The following is a 17,185-nucleotide window of genomic DNA, read 5'->3' as shown; positions in this document are numbered from 1 at the left end:
GCCGGACCCCCCGAGGATATTTAGGTGAAGAAGAAGCCCTAAGGCAGGATCGCCAGCCATATCCAGATCGACAGGACCGAGACGGCGGTGCCGACAAGAACGGTCGTGGCTGCGACCCGCTTGGCCGCGCCATAGAGGTTGGCGAACAGATAGGCGTTCACGCCCGGCGCCATCGCCGCCGTCATCACCGCCGAGCGCAGGCCCGCGTCGTCCAGCCCGGTGATCCGGCCCAGGCCATAGGCGATGCCCGGATGGATCAGCAGCGAACAGGCGCAGCACATGGCGATGGCCCCCGTGTCGCCTTCGGGGCGATAGCGATAGAGGATCCCGCCCAGCCCGAACAGCGCGGCGGGCAGGGCGGCGCCGGCGATCATGTCCACGGCGGCCCAGAAGCCCTCGGGCATGACAAGCCCCGCCTGTTGCAGCACGTTCATGGTCAGCCCGGTCAGGATGCCGATCACCAGCGGCGTCCGCAGCACGCCGATCATCGCGCGCAGCGCGACGCGGCCCACCGACAGCCCGCTGCCATGGGCGCGGGTGAACTCCATGAAGGTGATGCCGAAGGTGTAGAGCAGCGGCGAATGGATCGCGATGATCGCCCAGTTGCCCGAGAGCGATTCCGGGCCATAGGCGCGTTCCATGATCGGGATGCCCAGCAGCAGGCTGTTCGAGAACAGGCAGGTGAAGCCGATCGCCACGCAATCCACGGCCGGGCGGTTGAACAGGAAGCGCGCGCCCGCCCAGCCGAGGAAGAAGCTGGTGAGTGCGCCGATATAGAAGGGCAGCATCAGGCCCAGGCGGAATTCCGTGCCCAGATCCAGCCGCGACATCGAGGCGAACAGCAGCGTCGGCGCGGCGAAGTTCTGGGCAAAGACCATCAGCCCGTCCACGGCGCTTTCGCGGAAGATGCCGCGCCAGGCCACCAGATAGCCGAATCCGACGATCAGGAAGACCGGGACGATGATGTTGAACAGCGCGCTCATAGCGCGGCGGGGTGGTCGGGGCTGTCGGCGCTGGCCTCGATCGCCATGCCGTCGAAGGCGGGGGCGACATGGTCGGGCGTGCTGGCCCCGACCGTGGCATAATCCATGTCGATATGCATGTTGGTCAGCACCGCGCGCGGCGCGCCGGATCGGGCGATCCAGTCCAGCGCCAGGGCCAGATGGGCATGGCTGGGATGAGGCTGCGGGCGCAGGGCGTCGCAGATGAAGATCTCGGCCCCCTTGATCAGCGGCCAGGCGGCGGGGGGGATGTCGGACACGTCGGGCAGATAGACCAGGCCGCCGATGCGCAGGCCCAGGGCGGTGATCTCTCCGTGCTGGACGCGGAAGGGGATCAGCGTGACCGGGCCGCCGGGGCCGTCCACGGCGATGGGGCCGTCGATCAGGTGCAGGTCGCAGATCGGCGGGTAATAGCTGCCGGGCGGGGTTTCGAAGATATAGCCGAAGCGTTCCAGCAGGGCCTCGGACGTGGGCATGTCGGCCCAGGCCGACACGCGCCGCCCGGCGTTATAGGCCACCTGCCGCAGGTCGTCGATGCCGTGGATATGGTCGGCATGGGCATGGGTATAGACCACCGCGTCCAGCGTCGCGACATTGGCGTCCAGCAGTTGCGGCACCAGGTCGGGGCCGGTGTCGATCAGCACCTGGGTGGTGCCCTCGGGTCCGGGGCGTTCCACCAGCAGCGAACAGCGGCGGCGGCGGTTCCTGGGTTCGGACGGGTCGCAATCCCCCCAGCGGTTGCCGAGGCGCGGCACCCCCCCGGACGAGCCGCAGCCCAGGATCGTGGCGCGGATCATGCGGCGGCCTTCCAGAACAGCCGGTCGAAATTGGCCGTGGTCTGCGCGGCCAGGGCGGCATAGTCCATGCCCAAGGCTTCGGCCAAGATGGCCGCCGTTTTCGCGACATAGGCCGGTTCGTTGCGCCTGCCGCGATGCGGGGGCGGGGCGAGATAGGGGCTGTCGGTCTCGACCAGGATGCGGTCGCGCGGGGCGGCGGCGAAGATCGCCCGCAGGTCGTCCGAACGCGGAAAGGCCGCGATGCCCGAGATCGACAGGTAGAAGCCCAGATCCAAGGCCGTCTCCGCCAGCGCCGCGCCGGATGTGAAGCAGTGCATCACGCAGGTGAAGGCGCCCGCGCGGTATTCGCCGGTCAGGATCCGGGCCATGTCCGCGTCGGCGTCGCGGGAATGGATGATCAGCGGCAGGCGGGTGCGGCGCGCGGCCTCGATATGGACCGCCAGGCTTTCGGCCTGACGGGCGGCGCTGTCGGCGGTGTAGTGGTAATCGAGGCCGGTTTCGCCGATGCCCACGAATTTCGGGTGATCGGCCAGGGCGACAAGCTGGTCCACGGTGGCCATCGGTTCCTCGGCCACGCTCATCGGGTGGGTTCCGGCGGCGTAGAAGACCCCCTCATACCGTTCGGCCAGGGCGCGGACCTGGGGTTCCTGGCGCAGGCGAGTGCAGATCGTCACCATGCGGGTGACGCCCGCCGCGCGGGCGCGGTCGATCAGGGCGTCGTGTTCGCCGTCGAAATCGGGGAAATCCAGATGGCAGTGACTGTCGACGATCGGCGTGGGTGCCGACAGAGAGGCCGGGTGGGACATGGATCAACCTTTGGCTGGCAGGGCGGATCGCGCGGGCGGCAGATGCGCCAGTTCGATCAGCATATCCATCACCAGGGCGGCAGGGTCAAGGTTGACCGCCCGTCCGGTCCGCGCCCGCGCCGACAGCCGCGCCTGCGCCTCGGCCCAGACCCGCGCCGCCTGGTCGTCGGGCGAGATGCGGGCCAGCAGCGCGCCCTCGCCCCGCGCGGCCTGGGGCAGGGGCGGCCCCATCAGCCCGGCCCGCGCGGTGCGGGTCAGGAAGCGGTCCAGCACCGTCATCGTCAGATCGAAGGGATCGCCATCGGCCCCCGCCCGTCCCGCCGCGCCCTCGGCGAATGCCGCCGCGCGCGGACGGTCCAGCCGGGGCAGGGTGCCGATCAGGTCCACCAACTGCTGATAGCGGTCGAGGCCGCCTTGTCCTGCCAGCCGCAGCGCCTCACCCACCGAACCGTCGGACAGGGCGGCAAGCGCCTCGGCATCCTCGTCGATGCCCAGATGGGACAGGACGCTGCCCATCTGCGCGGGGTTCAGCGGCGACAGGCGCAGCGTCCGGCAGCGCGACCGGATGGTCGGCAGCAGGCCCGCAGGCTGGTGGGCGATCATCAGGATCAGCGCGTCAGCGGGCGGTTCCTCCAGCATCTTCAGCAGGGCGTTGGCGGCGGCGGGGTTCATGTCGTCGGCGGCGTCGATGATGGCGACGCGGCGTCCACCCTCGGCCGCGGACAGGTGGAAGAAGGACAAGAGCCGCCGGATTTCATCGACCGTGATCTGCGCGGACAGCCGCCCGGCCTTGTCGTCCCAGGGGCGGCGGACCAGATGCAGGCGGGGTTCCGACAGGGCGGCCATGCGCCGCGCCTCGGGGCTGTCCGCCGCGCCGAAGGGGCCGGTCGCCCCCGACAGCATCCAGCGGGCGATGGCCCAGGCCAGCGTCGCCTTGCCCACGCCGCGCGGGCCGGTCAGCAGCCAGGCATGGTGCAGCCGCCCGCCCTGCACGGCGTCGGTGAACTCGGCAATGGCGGCGTCCTGGCCGATCACGCGGCCGGTATGGCGCGGATGGGGCGCGCCGGGAACGCGGTCGGGTTCGGGAATGTCGTCGGGGTCAGACTTCACAGCGCGGCCCGGACGCGGGCGGCGACCTCATCCGCGCCGCCGCTGCCGTCGATCAGCCGGACGCGGGTGGGAAATTCTTGCGCAAGCGCGCGGAACCCCTGCGCCAGCCGCCGCTGGAAATCCAGCCCCAGGCTTTCGAAGCGATCCTCGGCCCCGCCGCGCGCATGGCCCCGGCCAAGCGCGGTGGCCGGGTCAAGGTCGATGACGAAGGTCAGGTCGGGGTCGACGCCGATGGCCAGATCGTGCATCCGGTCCACGAAGGCACGCAGGTCGCCGCGCGCCGCGCCCTGATAGACGCGGGTGGAATCCGCGAAACGGTCGGTGATGACGGTCTTGCCCTCGGCCAGGGCGGGGCGGATGGTGCGTTCCAGGTGGTCGCGGCGCGCGGCGGTGAACAGCAGGCATTCGGTTTCGGCCGACCAGCGTTCGCCCGCGCCCTCGACCAGCAGGCGGCGGATCTCCTCGGCGCCGGGACTGCCGCCGGGTTCGCGGGTCAGGACGACCGCGCGCCCTTCGGCCCGCAGGGCATCGGCCAGCAGCCGGGCCTGGGTGGACTTGCCGCAGCCGTCGATCCCGTCGAAGCTGATGAACATCAAAGGCCCGCGGCTTCGACCGCCTTGTGGCCCAGCCGCAGGACGGCGCCCTTCATGCGGCCCGCGAAACCCGCCTCGGGCACGTCCTCGGCCGCCAGCAGGGGGGTGATGGCGTCCTGGGTGCCCGGAACCGACACGACAAGGCGGCCGATCTGGTCGCCCTTGGCGATGGGGGCGGGGATGGGGGATTCAAAGACCGCCTCGACCTTGACCTGATCCCTGGACCCGGCGGGCAGCAGCACGTTCACACCGTCCCGCGTGGTCAGGCCCACGCGCGACCGGGTGCCCAGCCAGACCGGCGCCTCGACCACGGTCTCTCCGGCGGGCACCAGCGTTTCCATGCTGAACTGGCGGAAGGCCCAGTTGACGATGCGCTCCGATTCCTCGGCCCGCGCGGTGTCGCTGGCCAGTCCGCTGATCACGAAGATCACCCGGCGCCCGTCCTGCACGGCCGATCCGACCAGGCCGTAACCGGCCTCTTGCGTGTGCCCGGTCTTGAGGCCGTCGGCGCCGATATCCAGCCGCAGCAGCGGGTTGCGGTTGAAGCGGTTCGACGGCACCCGGTCCATATAGCGGAATTCGGTGAGCGCGAAATCGCCGTAATATTGCGGGAAATCCTGGATCAGACGCATCGCCAGCATCCCCAGATCCTCGGCCGACATGACATGGCCCTCGGCCGGCCAGCCGGTCGAGTTCTTGAAGACCGAATGCTTCAGCCCCAGGGCCTTGCCGCGTTCGGTCATCTGGCGGGCAAAGGCGTCCTCGGTCCCCGCCAGCCCCTCGGCCAGGACCACGCAGGCATCGTTGCCCGACAGCACGATCACGCCCTTGATCAGCTGGTCCACGGTCGGCGTGTCGCGCGGTTCCACGAACATCTTCGACCCGCCCATCTGCCAGGCCTTGGTCGACACGGGCAGGGTGTCGGTCAGCGTCAGGCGGCCGTTTTCCAGCGCCTCGAACACCATGTACAGCGTCATCAGCTTGGACATGGACGCGGGCGGGATCGGCGCGTCGGCATTCTTCGCCATCAGCACCGTGCTGGTGTTCACGTCATAGACCCAGGCCGAGGTCGCGGTCGTCTCGAACGCCTGCACAGGCGCGGCCAGCGAGAGAAGGGCGATCAGCCGCAGCAGGAAAGCACGCATGGAAAAATCCTTTGCCTGTTTGGGGCCGATGGTTACAGCAAGCCCCCGCCCGTCGCAACGCGGGCCACACGCATTCCGCGAGAATTGATGTTCAGTTCCCCGTCGCCTCGCGCCAGTGGCGCCGGCACAGCGAGACATAGGTTTCGTTGCCTCCGACCTGCACCTGCGCGCCCTCGGTGATCGCGCGGCCCTGATCGTCGCGGCGGATGACCATGGTCGCCTTCTTGCCGCAATGGCAGATGGTGCGCACCTCGCGCAGGTCGTCGGCCAGGGCCAGCAGGGCGGCGGAACCCGGAAACAACTCGCCCCGGAAATCGACGCGCAGGCCATAGCACATGACGGGGATATGCAGGTCGTCGGCCACGCGGGCCAGTTGCCAGACCTGGGCCGGGGTCAGGAACTGCGCCTCGTCCACGAAGACGCAGGCGCAATCCGCGCCGCGATCCCGGATCAGGGCGGCCATGTCGGTGCCCGGATCGAAGGTCAGCGCCTCGTCGCTGATGCCGATGCGGCTGGCGATGACGCCATGGCCTGCCCGGCTGTCCAGCGCGGCCGTCAGCAGCAGCGTGCCCATCCCCCGTTCGCGATAGTTATAGGACGCCTGCAAAAGCAGCGTGCTTTTGCCCGCGTTCATGGTCGAGTAATGGAAATAGAGCTTGGCCATCCGCGCCCCATAGCGCCGGGGCAGGGCGGCGGCAAGGGTTGCGCCGCGGCGCGCAAGCTGGCAAAAGGCCGCAGGCGGCGGTTAAATCACACAGCGCGATTCCGCGTTGCCTTCTTCTTTGCATGATCAGGTTTCCAGATGCGCGATCCCCTGTTCCGCATGGCCCTTGTGCTGGGCGTGCTTTCCGCCGTCGGTCCCTTCGCGATCGACATGTATCTGCCCGCGCTGCCGCAGGTGGCCGCCGACCTCGGCACGACCGAGGCCGGGGCGGCGCTGACGCTGACCTCCTATTTCATCGTCTTCGGCATCGCGCAGATGATCTATGGCCCGATGGCCGACGCCTTGGGGCGCAAGCGGCCGCTGGTGATCGGCGTGGCGATCTTCACCGCCGCCACGCTGGGCGCGGCGCTGGCGCCGACCATCGGCTGGCTGATCGCGGCGCGCGCGGTCCAGGGGCTGGGGGCGGCCACGCTGATGGCGGTGCCGCGCGCGGTGATCCGCGACGTGGCGACCGGGCCCCAGGCCGCCCGCGTCATGTCCACGATCATGATCGTCATCGCCGTCTCGCCCATGCTGGCGCCGCTGACCGGATCGCTGGTGATGGCCTGGGGCGGCTGGCGGGAGATCTTCGCCGTCCTCGCCGTCGCCGCCCTGGTCAGCCTGGCCCTGATCCTGTTCGTGCTGCCGGAAACGCTGGCCCCCGAACATCGCCGCCCGGTCAGCCTGGCGCCGATGCTGTCGGGCGCGCGGCGGCTGCTGACGGACCGCCGCTTCATGGGGCTGACGATGATCGGCGGCTTCGGGATGGCCAGCTTCTTCGTGTTCATCTCGTCCGCCAGCTTCGTCTATACGCGGCAATACGGGCTGTCGCCGACGGGTTTCTCGCTGGCCTTCGCGGCCAATGCGATCGGCTTTTTCGGCGCCTCGCAATTCGCGGGGCCGCTGGCGCAGCGATACGGGATGGAGCGGGTGATCTCGCTGGCGATCACGGGCTTCGCGGCGGCGATGATCGCGCTGGCGCTGATCGTCTGGCTGGGCTTTGATGCGCTGCCAGTGGTGATGGCGGGGCTGTTCGTCGGCAATGCCTGCCTGGGCCTGGTGATGCCCACGGCGATGGTGATGTCGCTGGACCCGCATCCCGACATCGCCGGTCTCGCCTCGTCCCTGGGCGGGACGTTCCAGATGCTGACCGGCGGCGTGATGATCGCGCTGACCGGCCCGTTCATGGACAACAGCGCCGCCAGCATGGTCGCGGCCATCGCGCTCTGCGCCGCGCTTGCCTGGTGCGCCGCCGCCGCATCCCTGCCGCGCCTGCGACTCGCATGAAAAAACCGCAGGGCGCGAACCCTGCGGCTTCTTCTTCACTCAAATATCCAAAGGGCGACGCCGCCCCCGGCACTACGCCTGCCGGCTTTTCGGCTGGCGCGAGGGACGCCGCGCCGGACGCTTGTTCGCGCCCGCGCCCATCGGCTTGCCGCGGCCGCCCTGGGGACGGGCCGAGGGCACCGGCCCGACCGGCGCCTCGCCGCCGATCACCGGGATCGGCGACTTCATCGCCTTTTCGATGGCGCGCAATTCGCCCAACTCGGCGGGCGCGCAGAAGGCCACGGCGCGGCCGTCGCGGCCCGCGCGCGCGGTGCGGCCGATCCGGTGGACGTAGTTTTCCGGCACGTTCGGCAGGTCGTAGTTATAGACATGCGCGACCTCGGGGATATCCAGCCCCCGCGCCGCCACGTCGGTTGCCACCAGCACCTGCGTCTGGCCCTTGCGGAAGGCGTCGAGCGCGCGTTCCCGCTGGCCCTGGGACTTGTTGCCGTGGATCGCGGCGACGGCGAAGCCCCATTTCTCCAGCAGCTTGGCAAGCTTTTCCGAACCGTGCTTGGTGCGGCCAAAGACCATCGCCAGTTCGCCCGGATGCTTGGCCAGGTATTCGGCCAGCAGCGTCGCCTTGTCGCCCTGGGTGACGAAATGCACGCCCTGCTCGATCTTCTTGGCCGCCTGGCCCGGAGGGTTCACCGCCACCCGGACCGGATCGGTCAGATAGGTGTCGGCCAGCTCCTCCATCAGCTTGGGCATGGTTGCGGAAAACAGCAGCGTCTGGCGGTCCTTGGGCAGCATCCGCGCGATCTTGCGCAGCGTGTGGATGAAGCCGATGTCCAGCATCTGGTCGGCCTCGTCCAGCACCAGATAGGTGGTGGCCTCAAGGCTGATCGCGCGCCGCTCGATCAGGTCCATCAACCGGCCGGGCGTGGCGATCAGCACGTCGACGCCGCGCGACAGCCGTTCGGTCTGCACGTTGATCGAGGCGCCGCCCACCACCCGGAAGGACCGGATCGGCGTGCCTTCGGCATAGGCGTCGATATTGGCGGCGATCTGGGTCGCCAGTTCGCGGGTCGGCGCCAGGATCAGCGCGCGGCAGGTCCGGGGATCGGGCTTCTTGCCGAAGTTGATCAGCCGGGTCAACATCGGCAGGCCGAAGGCCGCCGTCTTGCCGGTGCCGGTCTGCGCTAGGCCCAGCACGTCGCGGCCCTGCACGACCGAGGGGATCGCCTGGTCCTGGATCGGCGTCGGCTTGGTCAGCCCGATGGCCGCGATATTGGCGTTGATGCGGTGGTCGATGCCCATGTCCGCAAAGGCGCCGGTCGGCAGCGGGTCGCGCGCGGGCGCCCGGCGGCCTTCATTGGCGTCAAGCGGCGGCAGGTTGCGGGGCCGGGGCTTCTGGCCGCGCGAGGGGCGGCGGGTGTTCTTGTGGTCCATCAAACTCTCGTTCCCCGCGTCCCCCGTATCGGACGCAAGGCCATGGCCGCGTCGGATGCGCGGCGATCAGCAGGGATGCGGGCGCGATAGGGTGCCCGCAAGCCTCCCCGCGTGAATGGGAAACTGGAATGGATGCCGGGCCTTGGGGCGAAAATCGCGGCTGCTCACGCGGCAGCAGGCATCGGCACGCCCCAGATGGGGCCTTGCGGCGCGCAAGTCAAGCGCGGTCTGCCGTATCCAGCCAGATCGTCACCGGCCCGTCATTGGTCAGCCGCACGCTCATGTCGGCGCCGAAGCTGCCGGTTTCGACCGGGATTCCCTGCGCGGCCAGGCTGGCGGCAAAGCGGTCGTAAAGCCGCCGCCCGTCATCGGGCGCGGCGGCCGAGGAAAAGCCGGGGCGGTTGCCGCTGCGCGTGTCGGCGGCCAGCGTGAACTGGCTGACGACCAGGGCGCCGCCGCCGACATCCAGCAGCGACCGGTTCATCCGGCCCGCGTCGTCGCGGAAGATGCGCAGCCTGGCCACGCGCAGCGCCAGCGTGTCGGCGGCGTCCCGATCATCGCCCGCCATCGCGCAGACCAGCACCAGAAGCCCCGGTCCCGTCCGGCCGATAACGGTGCCGTCCACTTGGACGCTTGCCTCGGTGACGCGTTGGACCAGGGCGCGCATCAGCCCAGCACGATCCCGCAGATCACCAGCAGCAGCCCGATCATCGACGCGGCCAGGGCGCCCATGTTGACCGCCAGCACGCCCCGCATCCGGTCGCGCAGCGCGGCGTCGTCCAGGCCCCCCTTGCGCGCCCGCGCCACCGTCAGGATGCACCAGATCAGCGCCGCGACCCCCGCCAGCGTCAGCGCCGCGCCGCCCCAGATCAACCCGTCGAAGACCGTCATCGGATCATCATCCCCGCCCATGTTTCCGCTCCGCGCCCTAGCGGCGATTGCGCCGCGCGGCAAGACCGCCTAACAGGTGCCGCCAGGAACGGGCAGGACCAAACGGAAGGAATCCCAGGATGGACGATCAGGCCTACAGCGTGGCAGCCGACGAGCTGCGCCAGTTCATCGAGCAATACGAGCAACTGGAAGCCGAGAAGAAGGACATCACCGAACGCCAGAAAGAGGTGATGGCCGAGGCGAAGGCCCGAGGCTATGACACCAAGGTGATGAAGAAGATCGTCGCCCTGCGCAAGCGCGACCGCGACGACATCGCCGAGGAAGAGGCGATCCTGGAAATGTACAAGGCCGCGCTTGGGATGGGCTGACCGGCCCATTTCCTTTGACTTCCGCGGCCGGTCTGTCTAAAAGCGCCCTTTCGGCCTGGGATTTCCGGCGCGGCGGACCACGGGAGATGTCTGTCGCAAGGATCGCGGTGCCCTCACTCGGGTGTTCGGCACCCCCATTCTGGCGATGACATGACAAACGATACGATAGCCGCGCCGCTGGCCGCGGCCCTGGCGGCCAAGGGCTATGCCAGCCTGACCTCGGTTCAGCAGGCGGTGCTGGAAAGCGACGCGGCGGGCCGCGACATGCTGGTTTCGGCGCAGACCGGATCCGGCAAGACGGTGGCCTTCGGCCTGGCCATCGCGCCGCAACTGCTGGACGGCGACGCGCTGCCCGATGCGGGCGTTCCCCTGGGCCTGGCGATCGCCCCGACCCGCGAACTGGCGCTGCAAGTCGCCGCCGAACTGGGCTGGCTTTACGAACAGGCGGGCGCGCGCATCGCCACCTGCGTCGGTGGCATGGATTACCGCAGCGAACGCCGCGCCCTGGACCGGGGCGCCCATATCGTCGTCGGCACGCCGGGCCGGTTGCGCGACCATATCGAACGGGGATCGCTGGATCTGTCCGGCCTGCGCGTCGCCGTCCTGGACGAGGCGGACGAGATGCTGGACCTGGGTTTCCGCGAGGATCTGGAATTCATCCTGCAATCCGCGCCCGAACAGCGCCGCACGCTGATGTTCTCGGCCACCGTGCCGCCCGCCATCGAACAGCTGGCCCGGACCTTCCAGGACGATGCCCTGCGGATCATGGCCCAGGGCGAATCGCGCCAGCATGTCGATATCGAATACCGCGCCTTCACCGTCGCCGCGCGCGACCGCGAACCCGCGATCTTCAACCTTCTGCGCCTGCACGAGGCGCGGACCGCGATCATCTTCTGCAAGACGCGGGCCAATGTGAACCACCTGCTGGCCCGGATGGGCAATCGCGGCTTCAAGGCCGTGGCGCTGTCGGGTGAACTGAGCCAGCAGGAACGCACCCACGCGTTGCAAGCCCTGCGCGACGGCCGCGCGCAGGTCTGCGTCGCGACCGACGTGGCGGCGCGCGGCATCGACCTGCCGGGGCTGGAACTGGTGATCCATGCCGACCTGCCGACCAATTCCGAAACGCTGCTGCACCGGTCGGGCCGCACCGGGCGGGCAGGGGCCAAGGGCGTGTCCGCCCTGATCGTCATGCCCTCCGAGGTTCGCAAGGCGCAGATGCTGCTGAAACGCGCGCGGGTCGAGGCCGAATGGGGTCCGGCGCCCTCGGCCGACGAGGTTCGGGCGCAGGACGACACGCGGATGTTGGATCATCCCGCGCTGCAGGACGGCAATGACGACGACACCGCGATGGCGCAGATGCTGTTGCAGCGTTTCGGGGCCGACCGGCTGGCCCAGGCCTTCGTCAGCCTGTGGCGCGAAGGCCGCCCCGCGCCCGAGGAGCTGACGGTCTTGCAGGACCGCGCCCCCGCCGCCGCCCGCGAACGCCCGCCCTTCGGCGAGGCGGCGTGGTTCGAACTGTCGGTCGGCCATACCGGCCGGGCCGAGGCCCGCTGGCTGCTGCCCAAGATCTGCGACGGCGGCGGCATCACCCGCGACGCCATCGGCGCCATCCGCGTGCGCCAGGACGAAAGCTTCGTGCAGATCGCCGTGGCGCAGGCGGACCGCTTCGGCAAGGTGATGGAGCTTGAGCCGGGCCTGACCATGCGCCGCCTGGACGGCGAACCCGACCTAGACCGCGCGCCCCGCCCGGCGGAGCCCCGCGCCCCCCGCCGCAAGCCCGAAGGCGACTGGCAGAAGGCGCAGCAGGCCGACGCGCCTGCGCAGGCCCCCGCCGATCCCGCCGCCAAGCCCCGCAAGGCCCGCTGGTCGGCCGAGGACCGCGCGGCCAAGGGCGCCAAGCCCGCCCGCAGCGGGGCCTCCTTCGACAAGCCGGGCGGGTTGCGTTCGGGCGCCCCGCGTCCCGGCGCGGCCAAGGATCGCGGCGCCAAGTTCGCTGCCCCCCGCAAGGGCGGCAAGCCCCGCAAGGGCAGCCAGTAACGACCCGCGCGGGCGCCCCGACAAGGGGCGTCTTCGTGCAACCTGTCGGCGTCGTTCACGAATAATGTTGACCTTGGGTCAAACAAGTCTCACGCTCAAGCCCGTATCCCGTCTTTTTTGGTGGAGTGTGATGATTAAGCGTGTTTCTTCCCCGGACGACGAACCGGCAACGCCGCCCCGAAATCCCCAGCCCGCGCATGTCGTTCAGAAGAAGGATTTCGTGGACCGTGTCGTCGCCGCCAGCGGCGCGAAAAAGGCCGACGCCCGCCCCATCATCGAGGCCACGCTGGCCCAGCTTGGCAAGGCCCTGTCGGCGGGCGAGACGCTGGCCGTCCCGCCCCTGGGCCGCGCCCGCATCAACCTGGAACGCGACCAGCGTGGAGGAGAGATCATCACCCTGCGCCTGCGCCGCCGCCCGACCGGCATCCGCCAATCCGCCCGGCCCTCGGCCGACTGAAATCGAACCGATTCGCCCTTGCGATCACCGTGGGCCCCTGCTAGATGCTGCGCCCACGGGTGATTAGCTCAGCGGTAGAGCGCTTCGTTCACATCGAAGATGTCAGCGGTTCAAATCCGTTATCACCCACCATCCTTTCCTTGTGCGCGTCTTCGGCGGATCATGAAAACCTCTGTCACAGACGCCGCATTGCTGTCCGTCGCACCGATGATGGACTGGACCGACCGGCATTGCCGGGTCTTTCACCGCCTGATGTCGCGCCGCGCGCTGCTGTATACGGAAATGGTGACGGCCCCCGCGATCATCCATGGCGACCGGTCCCGGCTGCTGGATTTCGACGCCTCCGAACATCCCCTGGCCTTGCAGATCGGCGGCTCGGATCCGGCGGAACTGGCGCGGGCCACGCGGATCGCGGGCGATTGGGGCTATGACGAGATCAACCTGAATGTCGGCTGTCCCAGCGATCGGGTGCAATCGGGCTGCTTCGGCGCGGTGCTGATGAAGACGCCCGATCTGGTCGCGGACTGCGTGGCCCGGATGATCGAGGCCAGCCCGGTCGAGGTCACCGTCAAATGCCGCATCGGTGTCGACGACCAGATCCCCGAGGATGTGCTGCCCGATTTCCTGGCCCGGATGCGCGCCGCCGGGATCCGCCGCATCGCCATCCATGCCCGCAAGGCGTGGTTGCAAGGTCTCAGCCCCAAGGAAAACCGGGACGTTCCGCCGGTGGATTACCCGCTGGTCCACCGGATGAAGCGCGATTTCTCCGACCTGCACCTGTCGGTCAACGGCGGCATCGGCAGCTTTGACGCCATCCGCGATCACCTGCATGTCATGGACGGAGTTATGGTCGGACGGGCCGCCTATCACCAGCCCTGGGACATCCTGGGCCGGGCCGACCGGCTGTGGGGCGACGCACCGCCCTTCGATACGCCCGACCAGGTCGCCCATGGGATGCGGCCCTATATCGCCGCCCATCTGGCAAGGGGCGGGCGGCTGCACCAGATCACGCGGCACATGCTGGGCCTGTTCCACGGGCTGCCCGGCGCGCGCGGCTGGAAGCGCACCCTGTCGGAAGGCGCGTCGAAAGGCGGGATCGAGGTCTATGACGCGGCCCTGCGCCAGGTCACGCAACTCGCCGCTTAAGGCTTCTTCTTCACGCAAATATCCTGGGGGGTGAGGAGCGCCCGGAAAAAGGTCCAGTGGACCTTTTTCAGCGACGAACGGGCGAAGCCCAGCCGCAGGGACGGGGGCGAAGCCCCCTATTCGGCCGCCTTGGCCTGATCCCACAGCCGGTCCATCTCGGCCAGGTCGCTATCCTCGGGGCGGCGTCCGTCGGCCGCCAGCGACGCCTCGACAGCCCCGAAGCGGCGGATGAATTTCGCGTTGGCCCGGCGCAGCGCCTGTTCGGGATCCACCTTCAGATGCCGCGCCAGGTTCGCCATCACGAACAGCAGGTCGCCGAATTCCTCCTCCAGGGCTTCGGGACCAAGGCTGTCGCGGGCCTCGACCAGTTCGGCGGTTTCCTCGACGATCTTGTCCAGCACCTCGGCGGGGCCGGGCCAGTCGAAGCCGACGCGGGCGGCGCGGTTCTGCAACTTGACGGCGCGGGTCAGGGCGGGCAGGCCCAGGGCCACGCCGTCCAGCGTGCCGCGTTCGGCCTTGCCCGCGCGCTCGACCGCCTTGATCGCCTCCCAGTCCCTGACCTGCTGTTCGGCGGATTTCTCGCGGGATTCGTCGCCGAAGACATGCGGATGGCGGAAGACCAGCTTGTCGGAAATCGCCGCCGCGCAATCCGCGAAATCGAACATCCCCGCCTCGGCCGCCATCTGCGCGTGGAACACCACCTGCAACAGCAGGTCGCCCAGTTCGCCCGGCAATTCGGTCCAGGCCCGCCGGTCTATGGCGTCGGCGACCTCGTGCGCTTCCTCGATCGTATAAGGCGCGATGGATGCGAAATCCTGCTCGATGTCCCAGGGGCAGCCCGTCTGCGGGTCGCGCAGCTGCGCCATGATGTCGATCAGGCGGGCGATCTCGGCCCCAGGATCGCGTCGGTCGGTCATTGCGATTTCCCCCGGATTCTGTCCTGATGGGCCATTGCCACAGCCAAGGTGTTTAGTCCACATGCCCGTCCTGAACCGCATCGCCGAATTTTCGGATGACATGACCCGGTGGCGCCGCCACCTGCACCAGCATCCCGAACTGGGCTTCGACTGCTACGGCACCGCCGCCTTCGTGGCCGAACGCCTGCGCGACTTCGGCGTGGACGAGATCCATGACGGCATCGGCCAGTCCGGCCTTGTCGGCGTCATCGAAGGGCAGGGGCCCGGACCGACCATCGGGCTGCGCGCCGACATGGATGCCCTGCCGATGGACGAGGCGACGGATCTGGCCTATGCCTCGACCGTGCCGGGGCGGATGCACGCCTGCGGCCATGACGGGCACACGACCATGCTTCTGGGTGCCGCCCGCTATCTGGCGGAAACACGCAATTTCGCGGGCCGCGTCGCGCTGATCTTCCAACCGGCCGAGGAAAACGGCGGCGGCGGGCAGGCGATGGTGCGGGACGGCATGATGGACCGCTTCGGGATCGAACGGGTCTTTGCCATGCACAACAGCCCCGGCCTGCCGGTGGGGATGATGAACACCACGCCCGGTCCCATCATGGCGGCGGTGGATACCTTTGAAATCCATGTCCAGGGCCGGGGCGGCCATGGCGCCATGCCGCATCTGACCGCCGATCCCATCGTCGCCGCCGTGGCGGTGGTGAGCGCGATCCAGACCATTTCCAGCCGCAACCATTACGCGCTCGACGACCTGGCCCTTTCCGTCACGCAGATCCATACCGGCAGCGCCGACAATATCGTGCCCGACACCGCCTATATCTGCGGCACGGTGCGGACCTTCGCCCCCCATGTCCGCGAGATGGTGCGCCGCCGCATGACGCAGATCTGCGACGGGCAGGCGGCGGCCTATGACGTGGCGATCCGGCTGGATTACGTCGAGGGCTATCCCGCCACCGTCAACGACCCCGCCCAGACCGACTTCGCCGTCCAGGTCGCGCAAGAGATCGTGGGCGCCGACAATATTTCCGGCGAGGCGGGGCGCGAGATGGGGGCCGAGGATTTCAGCTATATGCTGCAATCGCGGCCCGGCTGCTATCTGTTCATCGGCCAGGGCGATACGGCCAGCGTCCATCACCCGGCCTATGATTTCAACGACGCGATCTCGCCCATCGGAGCCAGCTTCCTCGCGCGGCTGGTCGAACGCGCGCAGCCGGTGGCGCGTTAGGCGCGTTCGTCCTTGGGGCTGTCCATCACCACATGGGTGGTGATGGTGGCGATCCAGGGAAAGGCGCCCAGCACATCGGCATGGAACTGCTTGTAGGCAGCCAGGTCGGCCACCTCGACCCGCAGCAGGTATTCCATCGTGCCGGTGATGTTGTGGCATTCGCGCACGGCGGGCGCGGCAAGGCAGGTCCGCTCGAACGCCTTTTGCGCATCGTTGGCGTGGCGCGCCAGGCCGACCGCGACATAGGCGACAAAGCCGATGTTCCGCGCCCTGGGGCTGATCACCGCGCGATAGCCCGCGATGATTCCGCGCCGTTCCAGATCCTGCACCCGCCGCAGGCAGGCCGAGGGCGACAGGCCCACGCGCGCGGCCAGTTCGGTATTCGGCAGCCGCCCCTCGCGCGATAGTTCGCGCAAGATATGGTCGTTGATCTGATCGTCCATGCTCATGAATTGCGCCATATGCTGCGTTGCGACCATCTTTGCAACATGTATCCGCCAATATCGCGCTATCGTTGCGCCGCGACGCGGAGAGATGCGATGACTGCCGAGATTCTTCTGGCCCTGCTGGGCTTTTCCTTCGTCACCTCGGCCACGCCGGGGCCGAACAACATGATGCTGATGGCCTCGGGCGCGAATTTCGGCCTGCGCCGGACGGTGCCGCATCTGCTGGGCGTATCGCTGGGATTCGGCGCCATGGTGGGGATCCTGGGGATGGGGCTGGACCGGATCGTCATGGGCAACCCCGCTGTGGCCGGGGCGCTGAAATGGCTGAGCCTGGCCTATGTGCTGTGGCTGGCCTGGAAGATCGCCACCGCCGCGCCGCCGTCCCCGGCCGATGCGCAGGGCCGTCCGCTGGGCTTTCTGGGCGCGGCCGCCTTCCAATGGGTCAACCCGAAGGCCTGGGCGATGGCGCTTGGCGCGCTGTCGGCCTATGCGGCGGGGGTGGGCGGCCCCTTGGTCGTCGCGGCGGTCTTTGCCCTGGTGAACCTGCCGGTGGTCGCGGCCTGGGCCGCCGCCGGGCAGGGATTGCGGGGCCTGCTGGACCGCCCCGGCCGGTTGCGGGCCTTCAACGGCGCGATGGCCGCCCTGCTGGTGCTGTCGATGCTGCCGGTCGTGCTGTAGGGCGTGGGAAACGTCGGGCCGCCGGGGGCGCTCACGATCCTGTTTGCCCGCGCGGCCCTGCGCGGGGCCGGGCTTCCTTGCCAAGCCGGGATGGCGGCGATAGGTTGCGCGCCAATTCGGGCGGGGTCCACCGCCATGACAGCC

Annotated in this window: 19 protein-coding genes and 1 tRNA gene; 8 read left to right on the top strand and 12 right to left on the bottom strand. The window is 69.0% G+C overall.

Annotated elements, in window-relative coordinates:
* Nucleotides 1-38: 38 nt before the first annotated feature.
* The 7 genes from PXD02_RS09535 to PXD02_RS09505 all read right to left on the bottom strand — a co-directional run bounded on the left by PXD02_RS09535 (nt 39) and on the right by PXD02_RS09505 (nt 6,116).
* Nucleotides 39-983: an AEC family transporter gene (locus PXD02_RS09535; RefSeq protein WP_275103678.1), complete on the bottom strand. Its 945-nt coding sequence runs from the start codon at nt 981-983 to the stop codon at nt 39-41.
* Nucleotides 980-1,798, bottom strand: coding sequence for an MBL fold metallo-hydrolase (locus PXD02_RS09530; protein WP_275103677.1), 819 nt, complete (start codon nt 1,796-1,798; stop codon nt 980-982). The genes PXD02_RS09535 and PXD02_RS09530 overlap by 4 nt, the downstream gene beginning before the upstream one ends.
* Entirely contained in the window at nt 1,795-2,604 is an 810-nt protein-coding gene (locus PXD02_RS09525; RefSeq protein WP_275103676.1) for a TatD family hydrolase, read from the bottom strand. Before PXD02_RS09525 ends, PXD02_RS09530 begins: the two co-directional genes overlap by 4 nt.
* Before the next feature lie 3 nt (nt 2,605-2,607).
* Complete coding sequence (locus PXD02_RS09520; protein WP_275103675.1) at nt 2,608-3,714, bottom strand: DNA polymerase III subunit delta'; 1,107 nt, start codon at nt 3,712-3,714, stop codon at nt 2,608-2,610.
* Entirely contained in the window at nt 3,711-4,307 is a 597-nt protein-coding gene (gene tmk, locus PXD02_RS09515) for a dTMP kinase (protein ID WP_275103674.1), read from the bottom strand. The genes PXD02_RS09520 and tmk overlap by 4 nt, the downstream gene beginning before the upstream one ends.
* Complete coding sequence (locus PXD02_RS09510; protein ID WP_275103673.1) at nt 4,307-5,452, bottom strand: D-alanyl-D-alanine carboxypeptidase family protein; 1,146 nt, start codon at nt 5,450-5,452, stop codon at nt 4,307-4,309. The genes tmk and PXD02_RS09510 overlap by 1 nt, the downstream gene beginning before the upstream one ends.
* Before the next feature lie 91 nt (nt 5,453-5,543).
* Complete coding sequence (locus tag PXD02_RS09505) at nt 5,544-6,116, bottom strand: thymidine kinase (RefSeq protein ID WP_275103672.1); 573 nt, start codon at nt 6,114-6,116, stop codon at nt 5,544-5,546.
* Between the two features lie 138 nt (nt 6,117-6,254).
* On the opposite strand from PXD02_RS09505, the gene PXD02_RS09500 reads away from it, so the two are divergent.
* Nucleotides 6,255-7,442: a multidrug effflux MFS transporter gene (locus PXD02_RS09500; protein ID WP_275103671.1), complete on the top strand. Its 1,188-nt coding sequence runs from the start codon at nt 6,255-6,257 to the stop codon at nt 7,440-7,442.
* Nucleotides 7,443-7,514: 72 nt separating this feature from the next.
* On the opposite strand, the gene PXD02_RS09495 is transcribed toward PXD02_RS09500, so the two are convergent.
* From PXD02_RS09495 to PXD02_RS09485, 3 genes are all read right to left on the bottom strand, one after another.
* Entirely contained in the window at nt 7,515-8,741 is a 1,227-nt protein-coding gene (locus PXD02_RS09495) for a DEAD/DEAH box helicase (protein WP_275106397.1), read from the bottom strand.
* A 349-nt stretch (nt 8,742-9,090) separates the two neighbouring features.
* The gene (dtd, locus tag PXD02_RS09490; RefSeq protein WP_275103670.1) at nt 9,091-9,540 is read right to left on the bottom strand and encodes a D-aminoacyl-tRNA deacylase; all 450 of its coding nucleotides are present in this window, start codon (nt 9,538-9,540) and stop codon (nt 9,091-9,093) included.
* Nucleotides 9,540-9,785, bottom strand: coding sequence for a hypothetical protein (locus PXD02_RS09485; protein WP_275103669.1), 246 nt, complete (start codon nt 9,783-9,785; stop codon nt 9,540-9,542). Before PXD02_RS09485 ends, dtd begins: the two co-directional genes overlap by 1 nt.
* A 98-nt stretch (nt 9,786-9,883) precedes the next feature.
* Between PXD02_RS09485 and PXD02_RS09480 the strand changes: the two genes are divergently transcribed.
* The 5 genes from PXD02_RS09480 to dusA all read left to right on the top strand — a co-directional run bounded on the left by PXD02_RS09480 (nt 9,884) and on the right by dusA (nt 13,772).
* On the top strand, nt 9,884-10,132 hold the full coding sequence (locus PXD02_RS09480) for a DUF2312 domain-containing protein (protein WP_275103668.1): 249 nt from the start codon (nt 9,884-9,886) through the stop codon (nt 10,130-10,132).
* A 150-nt stretch (nt 10,133-10,282) separates the two neighbouring features.
* The gene (locus PXD02_RS09475; RefSeq protein WP_275103667.1) at nt 10,283-12,169 is read left to right on the top strand and encodes a DEAD/DEAH box helicase; all 1,887 of its coding nucleotides are present in this window, start codon (nt 10,283-10,285) and stop codon (nt 12,167-12,169) included.
* Between the two features lie 220 nt (nt 12,170-12,389).
* Nucleotides 12,390-12,626: a hypothetical protein gene (locus PXD02_RS09470; protein ID WP_275103666.1), complete on the top strand. Its 237-nt coding sequence runs from the start codon at nt 12,390-12,392 to the stop codon at nt 12,624-12,626.
* 57 nt (nt 12,627-12,683) lie between these two features.
* A tRNA-Val gene (locus PXD02_RS09465) sits at nt 12,684-12,758 on the top strand.
* A gap of 30 nt (nt 12,759-12,788) precedes the next feature.
* A complete protein-coding gene (dusA, locus tag PXD02_RS09460) occupies nt 12,789-13,772 on the top strand; it encodes a tRNA dihydrouridine(20/20a) synthase DusA (protein WP_275103665.1) in 984 nt (327 codons plus the stop codon).
* Between the two features lie 116 nt (nt 13,773-13,888).
* Here dusA and mazG read toward each other — a convergent pair whose 3' ends face one another.
* The gene (gene mazG, locus PXD02_RS09455) at nt 13,889-14,689 is read right to left on the bottom strand and encodes a nucleoside triphosphate pyrophosphohydrolase (RefSeq protein ID WP_275103664.1); all 801 of its coding nucleotides are present in this window, start codon (nt 14,687-14,689) and stop codon (nt 13,889-13,891) included.
* Between the two features lie 61 nt (nt 14,690-14,750).
* On the opposite strand from mazG, the gene PXD02_RS09450 reads away from it, so the two are divergent.
* Nucleotides 14,751-15,917 (top strand): M20 aminoacylase family protein, encoded by a 1,167-nt coding sequence (locus tag PXD02_RS09450; protein WP_275103663.1) that lies wholly within the window; start codon nt 14,751-14,753, stop codon nt 15,915-15,917.
* Here PXD02_RS09450 and PXD02_RS09445 read toward each other — a convergent pair.
* The gene (locus tag PXD02_RS09445) at nt 15,914-16,366 is read right to left on the bottom strand and encodes an Lrp/AsnC family transcriptional regulator (RefSeq protein WP_275103662.1); all 453 of its coding nucleotides are present in this window, start codon (nt 16,364-16,366) and stop codon (nt 15,914-15,916) included. The two genes, PXD02_RS09450 and PXD02_RS09445, sit on opposite strands and share 4 nt — an antisense overlap.
* Before the next feature lie 90 nt (nt 16,367-16,456).
* Between PXD02_RS09445 and PXD02_RS09440 the strand changes: the two genes are divergently transcribed.
* Nucleotides 16,457-17,041, top strand: coding sequence for a LysE family translocator (locus PXD02_RS09440; protein WP_275103661.1), 585 nt, complete (start codon nt 16,457-16,459; stop codon nt 17,039-17,041).
* Nucleotides 17,042-17,185 lie beyond the last annotated feature (144 nt).

It is taken from the genome of Paracoccus sp. S3-43 (assembly GCF_029027965.1).
Taxonomy (GTDB): domain Bacteria; phylum Pseudomonadota; class Alphaproteobacteria; order Rhodobacterales; family Rhodobacteraceae; genus Paracoccus.
This window is presented reverse-complemented; position numbering and strand designations above follow the sequence as displayed.

What these genes read in the sequence shown, in the direction of transcription:
- PXD02_RS09535 (WP_275103678.1), bottom strand. Translation starts at nt 983, where the DNA reads ATGAGCGCGCTGTTCAACATCATCGTCCCGGTCTTCCTGATCGTCGGA.
- PXD02_RS09530 (WP_275103677.1), bottom strand. Translation starts at nt 1,798, where the DNA reads ATGATCCGCGCCACGATCCTGGGCTGCGGCTCGTCCGGGGGGGTGCCG.
- PXD02_RS09525 (WP_275103676.1), bottom strand. Translation starts at nt 2,604, where the DNA reads ATGTCCCACCCGGCCTCTCTGTCGGCACCCACGCCGATCGTCGACAGT.
- tmk (WP_275103674.1), bottom strand. Translation starts at nt 4,307, where the DNA reads ATGTTCATCAGCTTCGACGGGATCGACGGCTGCGGCAAGTCCACCCAG.
- PXD02_RS09510 (WP_275103673.1), bottom strand. Translation starts at nt 5,452, where the DNA reads ATGCGTGCTTTCCTGCTGCGGCTGATCGCCCTTCTCTCGCTGGCCGCG.
- PXD02_RS09505 (WP_275103672.1), bottom strand. Translation starts at nt 6,116, where the DNA reads ATGGCCAAGCTCTATTTCCATTACTCGACCATGAACGCGGGCAAAAGC.
- PXD02_RS09500 (WP_275103671.1), top strand. Translation starts at nt 6,255, where the DNA reads ATGCGCGATCCCCTGTTCCGCATGGCCCTTGTGCTGGGCGTGCTTTCC.
- PXD02_RS09495 (WP_275106397.1), bottom strand. Translation starts at nt 8,741, where the DNA reads ATGGGCATCGACCACCGCATCAACGCCAATATCGCGGCCATCGGGCTG.
- dtd (WP_275103670.1), bottom strand. Translation starts at nt 9,540, where the DNA reads ATGCGCGCCCTGGTCCAACGCGTCACCGAGGCAAGCGTCCAAGTGGAC.
- PXD02_RS09485 (WP_275103669.1), bottom strand. Translation starts at nt 9,785, where the DNA reads ATGGGCGGGGATGATGATCCGATGACGGTCTTCGACGGGTTGATCTGG.
- PXD02_RS09480 (WP_275103668.1), top strand. Translation starts at nt 9,884, where the DNA reads ATGGACGATCAGGCCTACAGCGTGGCAGCCGACGAGCTGCGCCAGTTC.
- PXD02_RS09475 (WP_275103667.1), top strand. Translation starts at nt 10,283, where the DNA reads ATGACAAACGATACGATAGCCGCGCCGCTGGCCGCGGCCCTGGCGGCC.
- dusA (WP_275103665.1), top strand. Translation starts at nt 12,789, where the DNA reads ATGAAAACCTCTGTCACAGACGCCGCATTGCTGTCCGTCGCACCGATG.
- mazG (WP_275103664.1), bottom strand. Translation starts at nt 14,689, where the DNA reads ATGACCGACCGACGCGATCCTGGGGCCGAGATCGCCCGCCTGATCGAC.
- PXD02_RS09450 (WP_275103663.1), top strand. Translation starts at nt 14,751, where the DNA reads ATGCCCGTCCTGAACCGCATCGCCGAATTTTCGGATGACATGACCCGG.
- PXD02_RS09445 (WP_275103662.1), bottom strand. Translation starts at nt 16,366, where the DNA reads ATGAGCATGGACGATCAGATCAACGACCATATCTTGCGCGAACTATCG.
- PXD02_RS09440 (WP_275103661.1), top strand. Translation starts at nt 16,457, where the DNA reads ATGACTGCCGAGATTCTTCTGGCCCTGCTGGGCTTTTCCTTCGTCACC.